The 18,321-nt window shown below is 38.4% G+C and carries 14 protein-coding genes; 7 read left to right on the top strand and 7 right to left on the bottom strand.

The genetic code is table 11. The features are described from left to right. Positions 1-21: 21 nt before the first annotated feature. Together DSM106972_RS30710 and DSM106972_RS30705 are read left to right on the top strand one after the other, a co-directional pair. On the top strand, positions 22-570 hold the full coding sequence (locus DSM106972_RS30710; protein ID WP_127084243.1) for a restriction endonuclease: 549 nt from the start codon (positions 22-24) through the stop codon (positions 568-570). Continuing rightward, positions 567-1,115: a hypothetical protein gene (locus DSM106972_RS30705; RefSeq protein WP_127084242.1), complete on the top strand. Its 549-nt coding sequence runs from the start codon at positions 567-569 to the stop codon at positions 1,113-1,115. The genes DSM106972_RS30710 and DSM106972_RS30705 overlap by 4 nt, the downstream gene beginning before the upstream one ends. Here DSM106972_RS30705 and DSM106972_RS30700 read toward each other — a convergent pair. Then, entirely contained in the window at positions 1,112-1,846 is a 735-nt protein-coding gene (locus DSM106972_RS30700; protein ID WP_233787167.1) for an FHA domain-containing protein, read from the bottom strand. The two genes, DSM106972_RS30705 and DSM106972_RS30700, sit on opposite strands and share 4 nt — an antisense overlap. On the opposite strand from DSM106972_RS30700, the gene DSM106972_RS30695 reads away from it, so the two are divergent. Beyond that, on the top strand, positions 1,827-3,527 hold the full coding sequence (locus tag DSM106972_RS30695; protein WP_127084241.1) for a tetratricopeptide repeat protein: 1,701 nt from the start codon (positions 1,827-1,829) through the stop codon (positions 3,525-3,527). The genes DSM106972_RS30700 and DSM106972_RS30695 overlap by 20 nt on opposite strands. 686 nt (positions 3,528-4,213) lie before the next feature. On the opposite strand, the gene DSM106972_RS30690 is transcribed toward DSM106972_RS30695, so the two are convergent. Together DSM106972_RS30690 and DSM106972_RS30685 are read right to left on the bottom strand one after the other, a co-directional pair. Continuing rightward, on the bottom strand, positions 4,214-4,525 hold the full coding sequence (locus DSM106972_RS30690; protein WP_127084240.1) for a hypothetical protein: 312 nt from the start codon (positions 4,523-4,525) through the stop codon (positions 4,214-4,216). A 77-nt stretch (positions 4,526-4,602) separates the two neighbouring features. Next, a complete protein-coding gene (locus DSM106972_RS30685; protein ID WP_127084239.1) occupies positions 4,603-5,082 on the bottom strand; it encodes a GNAT family N-acetyltransferase in 480 nt (159 codons plus the stop codon). A 249-nt stretch (positions 5,083-5,331) separates the two neighbouring features. On the opposite strand from DSM106972_RS30685, the gene DSM106972_RS30680 reads away from it, so the two are divergent. From DSM106972_RS30680 to DSM106972_RS30665, 4 genes are all read left to right on the top strand, one after another. Then, on the top strand, positions 5,332-5,988 hold the full coding sequence (locus tag DSM106972_RS30680; RefSeq protein ID WP_325052227.1) for a COP23 domain-containing protein: 657 nt from the start codon (positions 5,332-5,334) through the stop codon (positions 5,986-5,988). 23 nt (positions 5,989-6,011) lie between these two features. Further along, on the top strand, positions 6,012-6,797 hold the full coding sequence (locus tag DSM106972_RS30675; RefSeq protein WP_127084238.1) for a S1 family peptidase: 786 nt from the start codon (positions 6,012-6,014) through the stop codon (positions 6,795-6,797). 34 nt (positions 6,798-6,831) lie between these two features. Continuing rightward, positions 6,832-7,518 carry a S1 family peptidase gene (locus DSM106972_RS30670; RefSeq protein WP_127084237.1) on the top strand — a complete coding sequence of 229 codons (687 nt, stop codon included), beginning with the start codon at positions 6,832-6,834 and terminating at the stop codon, positions 7,516-7,518. Positions 7,519-7,668: 150 nt separating this feature from the next. After that, positions 7,669-11,274: a chemotaxis protein CheB gene (locus tag DSM106972_RS30665; protein ID WP_127084236.1), complete on the top strand. Its 3,606-nt coding sequence runs from the start codon at positions 7,669-7,671 to the stop codon at positions 11,272-11,274. Here the strand turns inward: DSM106972_RS30665 and DSM106972_RS30660 are convergent. The 4 genes from DSM106972_RS30660 to DSM106972_RS30645 form a co-directional block, all read right to left on the bottom strand. Beyond that, positions 11,248-13,197: a scytonemin biosynthesis sensor histidine kinase gene (locus tag DSM106972_RS30660; protein WP_127084235.1), complete on the bottom strand. Its 1,950-nt coding sequence runs from the start codon at positions 13,195-13,197 to the stop codon at positions 11,248-11,250. The genes DSM106972_RS30665 and DSM106972_RS30660 overlap by 27 nt on opposite strands. 38 nt (positions 13,198-13,235) lie before the next feature. After that, complete coding sequence (locus DSM106972_RS30655; protein WP_127084234.1) at positions 13,236-13,574, bottom strand: hypothetical protein; 339 nt, start codon at positions 13,572-13,574, stop codon at positions 13,236-13,238. Between the two features lie 763 nt (positions 13,575-14,337). After that, positions 14,338-16,200, bottom strand: a complete 1,863-nt coding sequence (gene ftsH4, locus DSM106972_RS30650; RefSeq protein ID WP_127084233.1) for an ATP-dependent zinc metalloprotease FtsH — start codon at positions 16,198-16,200, stop codon at positions 14,338-14,340. Between the two features lie 633 nt (positions 16,201-16,833). Next, positions 16,834-18,261: a CheR family methyltransferase gene (locus DSM106972_RS30645; protein WP_127084232.1), complete on the bottom strand. Its 1,428-nt coding sequence runs from the start codon at positions 18,259-18,261 to the stop codon at positions 16,834-16,836. Positions 18,262-18,321 lie beyond the last annotated feature (60 nt).

The following is an 18,321-nucleotide window of genomic DNA, read 5'->3' as shown; positions in this document are numbered from 1 at the left end:
GTTACAGGATATAATAATTACATGCCTACTGGTGCAGAATACGAAGCCAGGATAAAAACTTATAATTTGGACGATTTAATTAGACTTTGGTCTCAGATACAGGCAGGAGATACTCCTGATTGGGATGCAGGAAAAGCTCTAGAATATTTAATTATAAGAGCATTTCAACTTGAAGGCGCCGAAGTCCTCTATCCATATAGTGTGCGGATAGATGAGGAGGAGGAACTTGAGCAAATTGACGGAGCTATTTATTCTGATGGTCTGAACTGTCTTGTAGAATGTAAAGACACAAGTGCAAAAGTGAATGTTGAACCAATTGCCAAACTTAGAAACCAATTGCTACGCAGACCCGTAGCAGCGATTGGTTGCGTCTTTAGTCGTAATGGTTTCACAGATGCTGCTGCTACTTTAGCCAAATATATAGCTCCTCAAACTATTCTTCTGTGGGAACAGGGAGAAATATATTATTGTTTGCAAAATCAATTTATGCGACTAGCGCTTCTCAAAAAATATCGATACTGTGTTGAACAAGGTGTTCCAAATTACTATATTAATAGGAGATTACCATGATTCAGGCTTATATTATAACAGAATTTAATTCCGATTTAGATATTATCAAAAAAATATTATCTAATAAACTGCTTGAAAATACAAAACATTTCGCAGGTTCGGGTCAGTATGCTGCTCATTCAATGGCGACGACAATTCTTGGGTCTGATAGAATACCTGTAGTTTTAATAGTAAACACGCGTGCAGATGATAAAGATATAGTCGTAGAGAAATTTAATGATATAAATTTTTTAATGCGTCAATCTTCTCCAGGTGTTCCATATAAAATTATTATGGCTGTTCCGGAAATTGAAGTTGTTTTATTACAAAATCGTGATTTGATTGAAAAACTGATTGGACAACATTTTACTGATTTGGAGTGGGAGTTTGCTTGCTGTCATCCAAAGCGATTTTTGTCTAGATTCTTAGGTGATAAGTCACAATACATCCAAACAATATTTGAGAATATGAACGCTGAGGAGTTAAGCCAAGTACGGCAGCATCCAATCATAGCTGATATTACTAATTTTCTATCCAATGTTTCTGCCACATATATCAAAGCCTAAACAATATCTTTACGTTTTTGCAGCCACAATGAGACACCTATACAAACTGATATATGAATAATCAAAACTCCCCAGTTTAAGCCTAGGTTTTTCCAAGTGGCGCTATATACAAAAGATGTTTTAATAATTTCGGTTGGGGTATTAGCAGGAATTAATGTATTGACATCTACTAAAGAACCATAGGCGCCGTTTCCATTGGTATAGATTTTTGCATGGAGACGGGAAACCGTTGGTGCGTCAAGTTGCATTGATGAGTAAACATCAGAATTAGGAGCGCGTCCAAGTTTAATCGGAAATTCTTTTATTCCTTTTAACACCAAACGTCTGTTGCTTGGTAAAACGATGTTTTCAGGAGGTTTCGATATTACTGCGTTTGAGTAAGTCAATAGAATGTGGTCGCTAGATTTAGCAATTTCTAACTGCGCTCCACTCGTGAGAAGATAGCCACTTGATGCCGAAACGCGCGTTCCATTTACAAAAATGCCGTGGGTACTACTCTTAGTACCATCTCCATCAAAAATACGATATAAATTACCTTCACGTACAAATATTGCTTGACGACGTGATACCAAACCCCAATCAACGGGTACTTTCAAATCTGCCCATTCTGGGTCTCTTCCAAGTTTATGCTGGTCTTTTTCAAGATACAAGCGTAAAATTTCACCTTTATTACCAAGTTCAATAAAAGCTGGTGAATCAAAAACTGTAGGTTTGTCAAAGCTTACAGTCATAGGTATTTATATTAGTAGAGCTACTGAGGGAATTCAAGATTTTAACCAAGCAATTATAATTGAACCAGATTATGAAGTTTCTTATTTTAATCGAGGTACTGCTTATTACAGATTAGGCGATTATAAAGGGGCAATTAGCGATTATACCAAAGCGCTTGAACTTAAACCGGATTCCGGCTGGACTTACTTTATAAGAGCTAGCGCTTATAAAGAATTGGGAGATAGGCAAAGAGCAGATGATGATTATAATAAAGCACTTGTTTATTACACCCAAGATATTAATAGTTACCCAAAGGATGCAGATACTTACTACAAACGAGGCAATGTTTATTCTCGTTTAGGAAATCAAAAGCAAGCAATTATTGATTATAATAGAGCTATCAGTCTCAAGCCAAATAACGCCGATGTCTATTATTCTCGCGGTGGTATATACTCAGACCTAGGGGATAAAAAACAAGCAATAAATGACTACACACAAGCTATTAAGTTTAAGCAAAATTATGCCGATGCTTACTATAGTCGCGCTATTGTGTACTCAGACTTAGGATATAATAAGCAAGCAATTGATGATTACACCCAAGCCATCAAAATAGAACCAATTTATTCTAATGCTTATCTAAATCGAGGTTATATTTACAAAAATTTGGGAGATAAACAAAAAGCTAACGCTGATAACAATCAAGCTATTGCTTATTATACCCAAGATATCAAGGATAGTCCCAACAATGCCGATGCTTTCTATCGCCGAGTTAATGCCTACTTAAATCTAGAGGATAAGAAGCGGGCAATTGATGATTATACTCAATCTCTCAAGATTAATCCGATTAATTCCAATGTTTACCTAGACCGAGGCAATGTTTTTAGAGATTTAGGAGACGACAAAAGAGCAGACGCTGACTATAATCAAGCTATTGCTTATTACACCCAAGACATCAAGAGTAATCCTAATAATGCCATAGCTTTATTTAATCGCGGTAAGGCACGCTCAAATTTACGCGACAAACAAGGGGCAATTAGAGATTACACAAAAGCCATCCATATTAATCCAAATAATGCTGATATTTATGTAGATAGAGGTTTACTTCGTCGCGACTTGGGAGATAAGCAAGGAGCTATTGCTGATTTTGACGAAGCAATTAGGATTAATTCCAATTATTTGCTTGCTTATGTTGGTCGAGGTGGAGTCCGTAACGACTTAGGTGACAATCAAGGAGCTATTTCTGATTACAATCAAGCGATTAACATTAATCCTAATAATGCTGCTGGCTACAACGGTTTAGGTGTTTTGTATTACTCCCAAGGAAAAATACCTGATTCAATAGCTAACTATAAAAAAGCAATCGAATTAGAACCAAAAAACTCCATAGTAATTAGCAATCTTGCATTCATTGAGTACGACCAGCGTAATACTCAAGCCGCAATCAAGCATTGGCAGGATGCTATTGCTATTAATAGACAAAGTGATGAGTCTCTATTCGCATTGGCAGTAGCATTATATAAAGATAAACCTCAACAAAGTTTGGAACTGGCAAAAGAAGCACTGCGTTTAGAACCTCGTCTGGCAAATGTAGATTATCTCAAGAAAGAGCGACTATGGTCAAACATCATACTTAATGATGCAAAGCCGCTTTTGACATCACCAGAAATTCAAACGTTTATAACTACTAATATGAAGAAATAGATTGTAAACTAATACCAAATACTGCGTAGGTTTTGACGATAGCTAATTCCCCCTAACCCCCCTTAATAAGGGGGGAACTGGATTTAAACTCCTCTTTATTAAGGGTGAAAATAAGTAAATTCTTAGCCCCCCTTATTAAGCTATGCATTAGTCACATCTTTCTTAACAATCTTAAAACCCTTATTATAAAAGCGTCTTGAAGACTGAGGTGTCAAACATACTTGACAATTTCGCTTTCATCTTATCGCTAAAAAACGGTTTTTATTGAGAATAAAAAACGGCGCCATAAGGGTTAGAGGGATGTGAGTGAACACTCTCATGAATGTTGAGAAAGATCCGGGTAATGGATAGCTTATTAAGGGGGGTTGGGGGGATCAATTATGAACCGACCAAAGGCTGAACATAACTTCTATTGTAAATATGAAATGATACATAATGTCATCTGTATTAATCGGCACCCAAATAGTCATAGTTTAATTGCAAGTTGTGTGCGCTTTCAGTTGAGCAAATAGAACAAATAGCCAGAGAGATTACAGTACAAATAGTTGATACTCAAAACTTTACAAACTCAGTTTCAGGATTAATTATCAAGCAAACAGGTAATACGTATACTGCTCTCACAGTTCAACACGTAGTTAAATCAGGTAAAAAAGGAATCACGCTCAGTAACAAAATAAGGCATCTTGCTAATTTGCTTTTGAAGGTTGACTTAAACCAAGTTTCAATAACAAGTCGTCGTGAGAAATATTTTTAGTATCTCCTTTTGAGGTTCGCTGTTTCACTTCACCAATAGGAATATCAGATAGAGTCAATACAGGCAATGTCAAAGCTTGTTTAAAAAAGTCAATATCATTAGCTAATTCTTCAAGTGTTCTTCTAAACGGTTCAACGGGATTTTCTGTACAGCTAACAATAGAACCGTCTTCCGCATAAAAGACTTCACGAATGATATAATCACCATTATCTTCGCAAAAGACACGATAGTTCCAGCTTAACATTATACATCCTCCGAACAGGCAGGGATGCCTGTTCCACAATTTGATTTCCACAATTGGAGAATTTTTAAACACTCCAGTTACATTATATTCTTTATAAAATAATACTCTTGATATGGCATGGCGCCGTCGTTCATGTCGCGAATACCTTTTTGTTCATATCCGTGCTTACGATAGAAGGAGTGCGCGCGGGTAAATCTTGTATCTGACCAAAGATATATTTGAGCAACGTGATTTTGTTTACACCATTCGATAACAGTGTTGTGCATTTGCTGCGCGAGTCCCGAACCTCGATATTCTGGCAGTAGATAAAATCGTTTTAATGAGGCGATAAGTGGATTGGAACTATTTTGTGTAGATTTTTTTACAGCTATACAAGCTATTATCTGCCCTGTCGAAGCTTGTTCTACCCAAAATTCTCCATCTTGTAGATAATTTGCTTCTATATCTAGTAAATCACTATCGGCGCCTTCTAAGTAAATTTTGTCGCCATACTCACGATATATGTAATCAATCATTTTTATTATTGCTTCTTGGTCTTGAGACTGATATTTTCTCATTATGTTTGATAGTGAGTAACAAATTAAACATTATATATAAGCATAATTAATGGTGTTAGTTTTATCTTTGGGATTGTACTTTGTGATGCAAATTACGTCAAAAAGAATATTACTACTTAAATATTACCTGTGTTGCATAATTTGAAGTTTGAAATCGTATTGTAATTTATGGAGAATCCGATAAACTGAAGTTGAATTGAGTATTTTTTAGAGCAATTAGCTTTAAACGTAAAAATCAGGTTAGCGGCTATGGAACGGACTTATGGCGCCAATACTTGGACAGCTATAAAATCCGGGAGATTCTACTTTGTAAATGGCTTACTCGATATGATGAAGCTCGGTGCGTTTTTTCAAATCCTGAGCGTAACAGCGATTGCGCTCACTATAACCAGTACCATAAGCGAACCCACCAATGCCCAAATTAATAAGTTTTATTGCGGGGTCAGTAGGGGTGTACCAGCAACTCTAGTTCGTACACCACGGGGTAATAAACCAATGATTCGCTGGGTTGATACAGCTTTTCCTGCTCCTTGGACACCTGTCAGACGGTGTGAGGATATTTCCGCGCGTTTCCAAAGGTTTTTTAGTAATGGTACGCTTAACTTTTTACGTGCTGGCAAGTTTAACGGGCAACCTGTATTGTGTGTTGCCAGTTATAAGGGAGGCCCTTGTTTACCAAGTGGGGTGTTAGTAACTCTTAAAAGTAATGCAAACCCTCGCCAAGTTATGCAAAAACTACTCGATAATCGTGCTGGAAGTAGCAGCGATGGCTCTATATTACTTAATGAGGGTAATAAGAGCTTAGATTATTTGACTATCGATGATGCTGATTATTTTGATATTCAGAAAATCATTGATGATAGGAGTGAGTCTGAGCAAGTTGGTAGTGTTACGAATCAAGAGTAGTTGATGAGTTTTAAGTGTAATCGATGAATTGGCGCCAAAGTTTTATTATCATTATTGCCAGTTTGAGCGGTTTATCATTATTGCCGGTGCCCAAAGTGCCGTATTCTATGGTTGCGCTTGAGCAACCATCTATAAAATCCCAACCGCAACTCCAACACATTGCCTCGTCAATTACAGTTAAAATCCTGGCAGGTGATTTTTTGGGGTCAGGGATATTAATTAAAAATCAGGGACAAGTTTATACTGTGGTAACAAATGCTCATGTACTTCGGGCAGGTAAACCACCTTATCAAATTCAAACTAACAATGGTCGATTATATTCAGCAACACCAGTAGAGAAGTTAAATGTAGTATCTCCACATTCAACATCTCTACAAAAAGCTGATTTAGCGTTATTGCAATTTCAAAGCGTTGATCAACGTTACCCTCAAGCGAAGCTTGGTTCAACGTCAAAGCTGAAGAAAGGTAACAAAGTTTATGCAGCAGGGTTTCCAGGAGATACACAAGCTTCGAGAGATAAAGGATTTGTAATCAAAAGTGGTCGAGTTTCCCTCGTTCTTAGTAAAGCATTAGAAGGTGGGTATCAAATTGCTTACACTAACGATATCCAAAAAGGTATGAGTGGTGGGCCTGTATTAAATCATGCAGGTGAGGTTATCGCCATTAACGGTATGCACGCTGAACCTCTTTGGGGCAATCCTTATATATACCAAGACGGAACAGAACCAGCACTGCTAGAGCAAAAACAAATGCAACAATATAGCTGGGGAATACCATTAGAAAATTATCTCAAGTTGTTATTTCCATAAATTGACTTCCCGATTTCAAAAATCGGCGCTATGTATGAAATTTATAGATAATCTCCCAGCATTGCTGTTCGGTGCTGCGGTTGTTGTAATTCAACCGCAAGTGGCTTTTGGGTTGTCACCGTTACAAATTAATGCTATCGCTAAACAGTTTACGGTTGTTGTTGGTGGTTCAGGCGTCGGTTCTGGAGTGGTTATTGAGCGTAAAGGAAATACTTATTACGTTTTGACTAATCAGCATGTAGTTGCGGATGATGGTAATTATGAAATTAAAACATATGACGGCGCCCGTTATTCGGTAAAGCGTATTAGAGAATTATTAGGGTTAGATTTAGCAATATTAGAATTTAGCAGCGTACAAAATTATAACGTCGCCAGTGCGGGAAATTCTGATAACGCATATGAAGGAATGCCTGTTTATGTAGCTGGATGGGCTTCAAGTATACCTGGAGTTACAGAAGAACGTAATTACCAATTTACTCAAGGTAATATTCGCAGTCGCTTGGAAAATGGTGAAAAGGGTTATACCTTAGTGTACGATAATCGAGCCGTACCCGGAATGAGCGGGGGTGCTGTATTAGACGAACAAGGAAATTTAATAGGTATTAACGGTATTGCTAGAGAAATTGAAAAGCAAGGCAAGCGTTTGGAAATTTTAAGGTTTGCTATTCCCATCAATACTTTTTTAAGCGCGCGTAGCCATGCAGTTTGGCGCAATCGTTAAATATATATATATATATAGGAATCCGGTTTGATTTTTAAATGAAAGCTTACGTTAGTAGTAAGATAGTTAAGTGTAGAGTGATAACTATGTTTTACCTTAATTAAGTAATATTGATTCATTTTTTACCTTTTCTGAAAGCGACACGTATTAATGAATAGGCGACCACCGAAGAAGAAATCTCAATCTCGACGTACTGAAAAGTCGGCGCCTAATGGAGAGCAGCAAGGGAACTCGAATATATTTCCCATTGTTGGGATTGGAGCATCTGCGGGTGGATTAGAAGCATTCACACAATTGTTGCAGCATCTACCGACTAATACTGGCATGGGATTTGTGCTGGTGCAACATTTATCACCAGATCATAAAAGCTTGTTGAGAGAGATTCTTTCCCGTGCAACCGAGATGCCAGTGCATGAAGTGGTTGATAATACTACCGTAGAACCGAACCAACTTTATGTGATTCCCCCTGGTAAGCAGATGGTCATTTCTGAAGGGGTACTAAAACTGATGCCGCGTGAGAAGATTCGCGGACTAGCGATGACCGTTGATACTTTCTTTTTTTCGCTAGCGTCGGATCGGGGTAACAAAGCCCTCGCAATCGTATTATCAGGGGGTGATAGTGATGGCGCCTTGGGAGCAAAGGCAATTAAAGCAGCGGGGGGAATTACTTTTGCTCAATGTGAAGACACGGCACAAGTTAGCAGTATGCCGAATACCGCCGTCGCTACTGGGCATGTAGACTTCATTTTAACACCGAGCGAGATTGCTGCTGAGTTAGCAAAAATCAGCCGTCATCCCTACGTTGCCGATACCACTTTGGTAGAAGTCGCTTCGCCAGAGGAACTAATAGAAGGCAAAAATGCCTTACAAACCATCTTTGTATTGCTGCGGGTTGCTACGGGAGTTGACTTTAGCTCTTACAAACACACTACCTTGCAGCGGCGAATTTATCGGCGGATGATGCTGTACCAGATACTGCAATTGGAGGATTATGTAACATTTCTCCAAAATAATCCTGTAGAAGTACAGGCACTGTACGAAGATGTTTTGATTAATGTCACCAGTTTTATGCGTGACAAAGAAGCTTTTGAAGCCTTAAAAACTGAAGTATTTCCGATAATTACGAAAGATAAATCGGCACGGATAGCTACCGACCTTGATTTGCAGAAAGAAGCAGATCGAATAGTATTAAATCGCTATGCCCCAGCTGGCGTGGTAACAAACTTTGATTTGGAGATTTTGCAATTTCGGGGACAAACGAGTCGCTATCTCGAACCGACTCCGGGAAGGGCGAGCTTAAATCTGCTCAAAATGGTTCGAGAAGACTTGCGGCTAGAAGTCCGCACCGCCGTTGGGCAGGCAAAGAAGCTGGATGCGCCTGTTACAAAAGAGGGGTTGCAAATCTGGGAAAACGAGCAGGCACGGTTGGTAACTATTAACATTATTCCCTTCAAAGCTCGGACGTTAGAAGAACGCTACTTTTTGATTTTGTTTGAGGATGCGACTGCGACACTTCAACCAGAAACTAGTACTAAGACTGGTGGTAGAAAGCCAAAAATTGATCCAGAAATTCAAAGGCTCCAACAGGAATTAAAAGCTACCAAAGAGCATTTGCAATCGGTTATTGAAGAACAGGAAGCCTCAAATCAGGATTTGAGAGCTGCCAACGAGGAAATTCTCTCTAGCAATGAGGAATTGCAAAGCACGAATGAGGAACTCGAAACCGCTAAAGAAGAAATTCAAGCGACAAATGAAGAATTAAACACCGTTAACGACGAACTGTATCGGCGCAATCTCGAATTAAACCACCTTAGTAACGATTTAGAGAATTTACTTAGTAGTACTAACATTCCAATTGTTATGTTAGGCGCCGATGTCCGTATCCGCCGCTTTACTCCCTTAGCACAACAAATCCTCAACTTGATTCCTACTGATGTGGGGCGCCCGTTACGGGACATTAATCATAATCTTAATATCCCAGGCTTAGAGCAAGAAATTTTGTCGGTGATTAATACTTTTAGTGTTAAAGAGCAAGAAGTGCAAGATCAGAAAGGGCATTGGTATGACTTGCGAATTCGTCCCTACCGAACAATTGATAATAAGATCGATGGTGCGGTAATGATATTGGTGGATATTGACGCGCTCAAACGGTCTTCCGAACAATTGACAGAATCGCGTAATTATGCCGAGGCGATTGTGGAGACAATGCGGGAACCTTTAGTGGTACTAGATACCAGCTTAAAAGTCATCACCGCAAATCGAGCTTTTTATGAGACTTTTGAGGTTACAACAACTCAAGTCGAAGGGCGCCCGCTTTTTGAATTAGGAAATGGACAATGGAATATTCCCGATTTGCGTGAGCTTCTAGAACAAATTGTTCCCAGCAATAACCAGCTATCTGAGTTTCAAAACTTGGTGGTTGAGCATGAGTTTGAGCAAATTGGACGCAAAACCATGATGCTAAATGCCCGTAGAATGTCTCAACCAAACCATCAGGACATGATACTTTTGGCAATTGATGATATTACGCAGCAAGAACAGTTACGGCGTGAGCGCAGCCAACTTTTGGAGCTTGAACAGTCCTCTCGCGCAGCGGCGGAGGCAGCTAATCGCAGCAAAGATGAGTTTTTATCCATCCTCTCGCACGAGTTGAGAAATCCACTTAATTCTCTACTAGGATGGGCGCAGTTGCTCCGTAGGCAGAAAGTCGATGCAAGTAAGCTTGCTCGTGGGCTTGAGGCAATCGAAAACAGCGCTAAAATCCAAACTCAACTAATTGAGGATTTGTTAGACATTTCCCGCATTACCTCTGGCAAGATGCGTTTGGATGCCCGTTTAATTGAACTTGCTCCAATAATAGAAACAGCGATTGAGGTAGTTAGGGTTAGTGCGGATGCGAAACAAATTCAACTTGTCTCTACGCTTGATGCTGCTTCCGAACAAATACTTGGCGACCCAGTTCGCTTACAGCAAATTATCTGGAATTTACTTACTAACGCGATTAAATTTACTCCCCCAACTGGACGAGTGGAAATTAAATTAGAATATATTGACTCCACAGCCCAAATTCAAGTTAGCGATACTGGTAAAGGCATCAACGCGGAATTTTTGCCTTATGTTTTTGAGCGCTTTCGTCAAGCGGATAGTTCTCAGAGTCGAGCGAATCCTGGAATTGGGCTTGGGCTAGCAATTGTCAGTCACCTTGTTGAACTTCATGGTGGCACAGTTAGCGCTGATAGTTTGGGTGAAGAACACGGAGCGACATTTACTGTTAGACTGCCTAAGCAAACTCAAATTTCAAAGCCTGCCATACTATTAGGCGCCGTTAACATCTCCATGCCAGTTGAAGATATTACAACTTTAGCGGGTGTGCGAGTATTAATTTTGGATGATTCGCCTGATGTGCGTGAGTTATTTACAGTGGTACTTGAAGGATATGGCGCCGACGTTACAACAGTTGCTACACCTGAGAATGCCATACAATCCCTAATTGCCAACCCCAATGGGTATGACGTGTTACTCTCTGATATCAGTATGCCAGGAGAAGACGGTTATACATTTATTCGCCGAGTTCGACAATTAGGCGCCGAATTAGGGGGACAAATACCTGCCGCAGCGCTAACAGCGAATGCACGTAGCGAAGATTCTGTGGCTGCAATTACAGCAGGTTTTCAAATGCACTTGACTAAACCTGTACCTCCAGATCGATTAGCATTTGCAGTTGCAAATTTAGCTTGCAGATTCCCGACTTCGTAAAAGTTGTCGGAATCTTAGGGTAAATGTAGTGCCCACATCAACTTGACTTTCTAGAAAAATTTCACCACCTTGTAAATCGACAATAGTTTTAACAATCGATAGCCCTAAACCAGTACCGGGAATACTATCAATATTGCTGCCGCGATAAAATGGCTCAAATATTCGTTCTCTATCCTTTTCAGGAATACCAATACCTGTATCTTTAATTTTAAAAATTATATTTTTATCTTCACAGGATAGTTCCAACGTCACGCTATTATTTTCAGGTGAATACTTGATGGCATTCGAGAGCAAATTCGTTAAAATAAGCTGTAGCATTTTTGGGTCAAAATCAGCAGTTATAGAATTATTTTGACTAATAAAATTGATTGATATTTGGTTGCTATTCGCAAGCTCTACCTGAAAAATAATCTCATTGCAAAACAGATTTAATTCTATTTCTCTTGGCTGAAACTCTAATTTTGCACCTTCTGCCTTACCAAACAGCAAAATTTCGTCCAACAATTCACTAATTTGTTTAATACCAAGTTGAATTAAACCGAAATACGAGCATTTCTTTTCCTCAGTCCATTGGTGACTATGACGTTTGAGTAAATCAGCAGAAAATGACGCAACATTTAATGGAGTGCGAAATTGATGGCAAAGCATAGAAACAAAACGCTCTTTCTGTTCGCCAAGTTGTTTTGCTTGTTCTAAAGCTTGGCAAAGCTCTAATTCTGCCTGTTTGTAATTGGTGATATCAATGGCTGTAATCAGTTCAACTGGCTTACCAGCAAAATCAAACATTCCATCCAGCAGTGCGACTGTGCAAGCTAGCCAACGCTGATTACCATTTTTTGTGAGAATCTGCATCTCTTGATATTCACATAAAGCTATTCCATCTTGCTTGTTTACCTGCGTAAATTTTTTGCCTAAAATGAGTTTGTCTAGATTGAAATTAGTTACTAATTCTTGGATTGTGTAGCCAGTCAGTATCTCCGCTGCTGGATTAGCGTAACAAATGTTTTTTTCTTGAATTAAAAAAATACTAGCTTCGGTGGTTTCTGCTAAAGTCCGAAATCGCGCTTCATTTAGCCTGAGTGTTTCCTCAATTCGTTTTGATTCTGTAACGTCCCAAATGCTCCAGACTCTACCGATAATTTTTTCACCCAATCGCTGCGGTTGTGAGTAATGTGCAAAAATTCTCCCATCCTTCAATTCTACCAAGTCGTATCTCTCACCATCGTCTCGATTGGATATTTCCCAAACGCACGAGCGATAAACTTTTAAATCTTTAACTTGTGCCTCAAAAAAGGCTTTGCTGCGGTTATATTTTTTAGATATATTTACCGTTTTTGGTACTTGCCACATGTCCAGAAACTTTTGGTTGTAATAAGTAATTTCTCCCTTGTTGTTTACTGCAATTATGCCACTGGCAATAGATTCGAGAGTGGATTCAAGTAAAGAAAGTGAAGTTTTAGATTCTGACTGTAAATCTTGCTTTGATTCTGACTGATTTGTGTATTGTTGTACGTTCAATACTACTTGTTCATTTTTTTCACGAGCAAAAGCACAGCAAAATTCCTGACCTTTATCTTCTGCATAGCTGATAGTTACTTTTACTTTTATTATTTCACCTGTCTTTGTCCGAAAGCCAGATTCAAAGCTTAGTGAATGCGATTTCAATGCTTGCCATAATTCTGACCAAAGTTGTGGTGAAAAATCTATGTCTATCTCATCTACCGTCATGGATAGTAATTCCTCACGGGAATACCCACTAAGAACGCAGATTGCATCATTTACGTAAGTAAATTTCCCATTTGCTTCTAAACAAAATGCAGCTTCTGTAGTCCGATTTATTAGGAGTTGAGCAAAATTTGATTCTTCTGTTGGTAAAAATAATTTAGAATTAGACTCAATAAACGTATAGTTATCAATGGTCATAGTCTTCTTTTATCCTTTTTCCCTACCTACTTATACTGTTATGGTTCTGCTGAATACTTAGAGTTATGACAAACATCTAATAAATCATTTATCAGATCACTCATCACCTTATCTAACTCTACCAAGCTTTTAGATAATTCATGGTCATTATCACTATTTAGTAATATTAATAGAATTAGATTATATACCTTGTTTTCTACATTTATCGAAGACTTTAGACATTGTATCTCGTAATTTTTGCAGCGCAATTCTAAATTTAATTTTTCTATTTTTGACTTCAAATTATCTATTACCTTTTGATGTTGCCAGTTTTGATTAGTTTCAATATCTCTAGGTACTTGTACATGACTCTTTGCACGACGTATCTTGTAAGTCATTTTGTTAAACCTCATCTAACTACCGAACTGTAACTAAGTAAACCAGACACTTAAAAAACTTAGGCTTTTCCAAATCAAATAAACACAGGTAAACTATTACACTTTTTACTTAAGTAATAGCTTGAAATATTTTTGTAAAATCAGACACAAGTTGAACTTTACAAAAAGTGTTATTTGGTTTAATTATTAAGTTAAAATATTTAAGTGAATATTTTGTGAATAAATTACTAAATAGTGCAAAAATAACCCCAAAATATAGGATTCTTGTTTGATTTTTAAAATACTACGTAAGGTGGGCACCGCCCACCATATCAAAGTCTTGTAAGGCATAGCCCTACTTACTGATTCCTATATCATGTTCACAATATTAAGTAATGAGAATTAAGCTTATTATCACTAATCTTAATTCAAAAATATTCATTAAGATAGATGTAATATGTAATAGTGTATTATCAATATAATTAATCCTGATCAAAATAAAAAACGGCGCCTGGACATGCTAATCATGAAAGGCGCCGAAAAATAAAACGTATGTCCAATTTAAAGAAGTGATTGGCAGTGCAGCAGATTTTGCCCCCTCTGGGACAGGAGATAGAGATTTTAGAGTCAGAATAATTTGATAATTATGTGATTTTTTATAATTTTTTAAGTACAATTTTATGACGTAGGAATGCTATATAAAAATTAAAATTTTTCTTTATTTATAGTAGGGTGGCTTTGCCACCTTACGTAGTGTTCAAAAATCAAACAGGAATCCTACAGTTCAATTGTTTACAGTTTGAACCTGCTTTAGCAAACTGTGCAATTTCTCACCCTCAATAACTTCTGTTTCTAAAAGTTGAGTAGCAATCTCCTCTAGTAAATCTCGGTTGAGCTTGAGTGTATCTAAAGCTTGCTGATGAGCCGTTTCCACAATTTCCTTCACCTCACGATCAATTGCCTGTGCGGTTTCTTCACTTCCGATTCGGCGGGGATTAGGCGCCCCATTATCCAGAAACATAGCCTGCTGTCCCTGCTGGTAAGCCAACGGACCTAAGACTTTGCTCATCCCGTAAGTAGTCACCATCCGCTCCGCCAAATCTGTCGCCCGCTGCAAATCATTAGTTGCACCAGTAGTAATACTGTTAAACACAATTTCTTCGGCTGAACGTCCACCAAGCAAGGTGGCAATTTGACCTCGGAGTTCTGCTTCGTCCATAAGGAACCTATCTTCTGTTGGCAGTTGCAGCGTATAACCCAGTGCTGCCATACCCCTAGGAACGATAGAAATTTTCTCAACTCGACCACTTCCACCCATTAAAGAACCGACCAGGGCATGACCGACTTCGTGGTAAGCAACAATTTTCTTTTCCTTGTCGTTGAGGACACGGCTTTTCTTTTCAAGACCTGCCACCACCCGCTCAATCGCTTCTGCAAAGTCTTCTTGAGCAACGTTGGAGCGTTGATTGCGGGCTGCTAATAAAGCCGCTTCATTCACCAGGTTTGCTAGGTCTGCCCCAGCAAAACCGGGGGTGCGAGTTGCAATTGCTTTAAGATTAACGTCCTCACCCAGTTTTACTTTCTGAGCATGGATTTTAAGAATTGCTTCTCGTCCCGACAAATCTGGGCGATCTACCAAAACTTGACGGTCAAATCGACCAGGACGCAAGAGAGCGGGGTCTAGTACTTCAGGGCGATTTGTGGCTGCCAATACAATCACTGTTGCACCTTCTGCACTAAATCCATCCATTTCTGCTAACAACTGGTTGAGTGTTTGTTCGCGCTCATCATTGCCGCCGTAAAACCCACCACTGCTGCGAGATTTGCCGATTGCGTCCAATTCATCAATAAACACAATGCAGGGAGCTTGTTTCTTTGCCTGCTCAAACAGATCACGAACTCGTGAAGAACCTACGCCAACAAAAAGTTCCACAAACTCAGAGCCAGAGATACTAAAGAACGGCACACCAGCTTCTCCTGCCACCGCTTTAGCCAACAACGTTTTACCAGTTCCCGGTGGCCCTACTAGCAGTACTCCCTTGGGAATCCGGGCGCCAATCTCGGTGTAGCGTCCTGGAGTTTTGAGAAAATCTACAATCTCAACCAACTCGGCTTTCGCTTCCTGTACCCCAGCCACATCGGCAAAGGTCGTCTTAGCAGATTCTCCCTCCACATAAACTTTGGCTTTGCTCTTACCAATCGAGAGAACACCTTGGGGTCCACCACCACCGCCCCGTCTGAGAAAAAACTGCCAGATTGCCACAAAAATTAAAGGTGGAATTACCCAGCCCAAAAGACTGGTAAACCATGCATTCTTAGGTGGAGGAGCAGCGGCAAATTCAACACCCTTCTCTTCTAACAACTTGGGTAATCCCAAATCAAATATGGGTGTAGTCGAAAACACAGTCCCAGGCTCGTTATCGACCGTTTTCAATTGAAATTTAATCTGATTTTGACCAACTTGCACCCGCTCAACTTCCCCTGCCTCAACTTGATGGATGAACAGGCTATAAGGAACACCGGGAATTTGAGGACCTAAGACAAAAGGCAATATAAAATTTGTAATTAGAAACAAAGCTGATATAGCCAGAAGAATGTTACCGATTACGCGCGAAGGAGTGGGAGTTCGTTGTTCTTTAATTGGCATTGCAATTACAAATCCTTATAGTTTGAGACGTTTTATTTGCGAATCCCCAAATTAAAGCATTGTGCTTATCCTTAATTAAGGAGGTGATGTTTGTGTTAGCTAACATAGTTAATACTTCAATATTTATCTTAAATCCGTTGCTGAATGCTTAGAAATAGAAATAACATCTAATAATTTACTAGTAACATTATTGATTAGATTATCGAACAGTACTAATTTTTCAGATACATCATCAACATTATCAATATTTATCAAAATAAAATTTATGAGAGAAGATATCTCACTTTCTATCTCTGATTTCAACATATCCACTTCCTCTTTTAGTTGTCAGCTTTTATTATCTTCAGCCCGTTTTATCTCTTTACGAGTTTAAAGTGCAGGTATTGGTATTCTCATTGCCTGTACTAGAAGTTTTAGTATAAATTTTTGGCGCCACTCCTTATATTTTTCTTTTACACCTTCAAATTACTACTAGCGCTTAAGTAATCTATTCTATCTACAGATTGATTATAATATTAATATATATTGTGTTTATTAATACAAAAAAATAAATTTTAAAGTTGACTTAGACATTAATACTCAAAATACGATGTTATGATAGATACATATAAACTTAATAATACTTATTGTTAATTACAGAAGCTCATTTCTAAAATCAATTTCTTGATACGCACTGTCTAACTCTTGTTGGGTAGATTCTAGTTGATTAATTGTTGTATTTAATACTACTTTTACTAATTGTAGTTTCTGAGTAAGCTTAGTGATTTCTGAGTTTGAGCATTTTATTTCATGTTGAAGCTCTGTATAGCTTGTAACATTTATAAAAGTAAGGTTCGCTCCTAATATAGCACCACTTTGTGTTAATATAGGCGTAATATAAATGTCGAAATAAATTTTGTTACCGTCAGTTACCCACTCTACAGGCTTAAAACTAGTAGAACGAGGGTTGCATTTTAGCTCGTTAAAACTCCAAAAATTGATTAAAAGTAAAAGGCGCCCAATTTTTAACTCTTGTACTCGTTTTAAGAGGTCGCTGTTGTTCAAACCAAATAGCGTTTGCGCTTGTTCGTTAGCCAAAAGCAGACGACTCTTACAATCAACAGCTATTTGAGGGAATGCACTAGCTAGAAAGGCTGTTTTCCAAATTTGGGTTTCGTCTGTTAAAGTATTCATCATTGCTTTCTTTTTTTGTCGAGTAGTCGGTCGAATTAACAGATGTTGCTGCAACGTTAAATTATAGGCTTTAGCAAAAATACGATGCTTTATACTAATGAGATTGAAAATATTTTGGCTGTTGAGCAAGCTTTCCGCACTACCCAAAAAAAGAACACCATTATCATTTAAAGCAAAATGGAAGCGAACTATAACTCCTGCTTGAATTTCAGAATTTAAGTATATAAGTACATTACGACATACAAGCAAGTCAATTTTGGACATCGGCGCATCTAAAGCCAAGTCATGGCGCCCAAAGATAATTTTGCGACGCAGTTTGGAGTTAATAATATAGCGTTGTTCATTGTTCTCAAACTTTTTATCAAAGTATTTAGACAATATTTTATCATCGATACCTACTATTTCTAGTTCATTATAAGAACCTCGGTGCGCTTGGAGTAGCGCATCTTTATCTACATCCGTAGCAAATATTTGAACTCGCTCTAAATATTGATCAATACCCAGCATTTCTGCTAGTAATATAGCAATTGTGTAAGTTTCTTGCCCAGATGCACAGCCAGCGCTCCATACTCTAATTTGCTCTCCTGGTTGCTTACTTGTAATAATTTCAGGAATAATTGCGTTTGCCAGATAATCCCAGCTATCGCGGTCGCGAAAAAAGCTAGAAAAGTTAATTAAGATTGTATTTAATAAAGGAACACACTCTTGGGGATGATTCTTTAAATACTCTAAGTAATCTGTGTAATCACCAATTTCTAACTCCTGCATACGATGCTCAAACCGACGCACCAAACTAGGGCGCTTATAAACAGTCAAATCGCAACCAAGGTCTTCGTTAAGATAATTTAACAAAGCTTCAAATTCTTGTTTAGACTTTAATTGACTCATATTACAATTATGTGTAATTACCTTAATATACGTAGGTAGGGCATAGCCCCACTTACGTGT

Origin of the sequence: Dulcicalothrix desertica PCC 7102 (assembly GCF_003991905.1) — a bacterium.
In the GTDB taxonomy this organism is placed as follows: Bacteria; Cyanobacteriota; Cyanobacteriia; order Cyanobacteriales; family Nostocaceae; genus Dulcicalothrix; species Dulcicalothrix desertica.
This window is presented reverse-complemented; position numbering and strand designations above follow the sequence as displayed.

Excerpts from the sequence above, each read along its gene's own strand:
- DSM106972_RS30710 (WP_127084243.1), top strand. The coding sequence starts at position 22 with ATGCCTACTGGTGCAGAATACGAAGCCAGGATAAAAACTTATAATTTG.
- DSM106972_RS30705 (WP_127084242.1), top strand. The coding sequence starts at position 567 with ATGATTCAGGCTTATATTATAACAGAATTTAATTCCGATTTAGATATT.
- DSM106972_RS30700 (WP_233787167.1), bottom strand. The coding sequence starts at position 1,846 with ATGACTGTAAGCTTTGACAAACCTACAGTTTTTGATTCACCAGCTTTT.
- DSM106972_RS30690 (WP_127084240.1), bottom strand. The coding sequence starts at position 4,525 with ATGTTAAGCTGGAACTATCGTGTCTTTTGCGAAGATAATGGTGATTAT.
- DSM106972_RS30685 (WP_127084239.1), bottom strand. The coding sequence starts at position 5,082 with ATGAGAAAATATCAGTCTCAAGACCAAGAAGCAATAATAAAAATGATT.
- DSM106972_RS30680 (WP_325052227.1), top strand. The coding sequence starts at position 5,332 with ATGGAACGGACTTATGGCGCCAATACTTGGACAGCTATAAAATCCGGG.
- DSM106972_RS30675 (WP_127084238.1), top strand. The coding sequence starts at position 6,012 with ATGAATTGGCGCCAAAGTTTTATTATCATTATTGCCAGTTTGAGCGGT.
- DSM106972_RS30670 (WP_127084237.1), top strand. The coding sequence starts at position 6,832 with ATGAAATTTATAGATAATCTCCCAGCATTGCTGTTCGGTGCTGCGGTT.
- DSM106972_RS30665 (WP_127084236.1), top strand. The coding sequence starts at position 7,669 with ATGAATAGGCGACCACCGAAGAAGAAATCTCAATCTCGACGTACTGAA.
- DSM106972_RS30660 (WP_127084235.1), bottom strand. The coding sequence starts at position 13,197 with ATGACCATTGATAACTATACGTTTATTGAGTCTAATTCTAAATTATTT.
- DSM106972_RS30655 (WP_127084234.1), bottom strand. The coding sequence starts at position 13,574 with ATGACTTACAAGATACGTCGTGCAAAGAGTCATGTACAAGTACCTAGA.
- ftsH4 (WP_127084233.1), bottom strand. The coding sequence starts at position 16,200 with ATGCCAATTAAAGAACAACGAACTCCCACTCCTTCGCGCGTAATCGGT.
- DSM106972_RS30645 (WP_127084232.1), bottom strand. The coding sequence starts at position 18,261 with ATGAGTCAATTAAAGTCTAAACAAGAATTTGAAGCTTTGTTAAATTAT.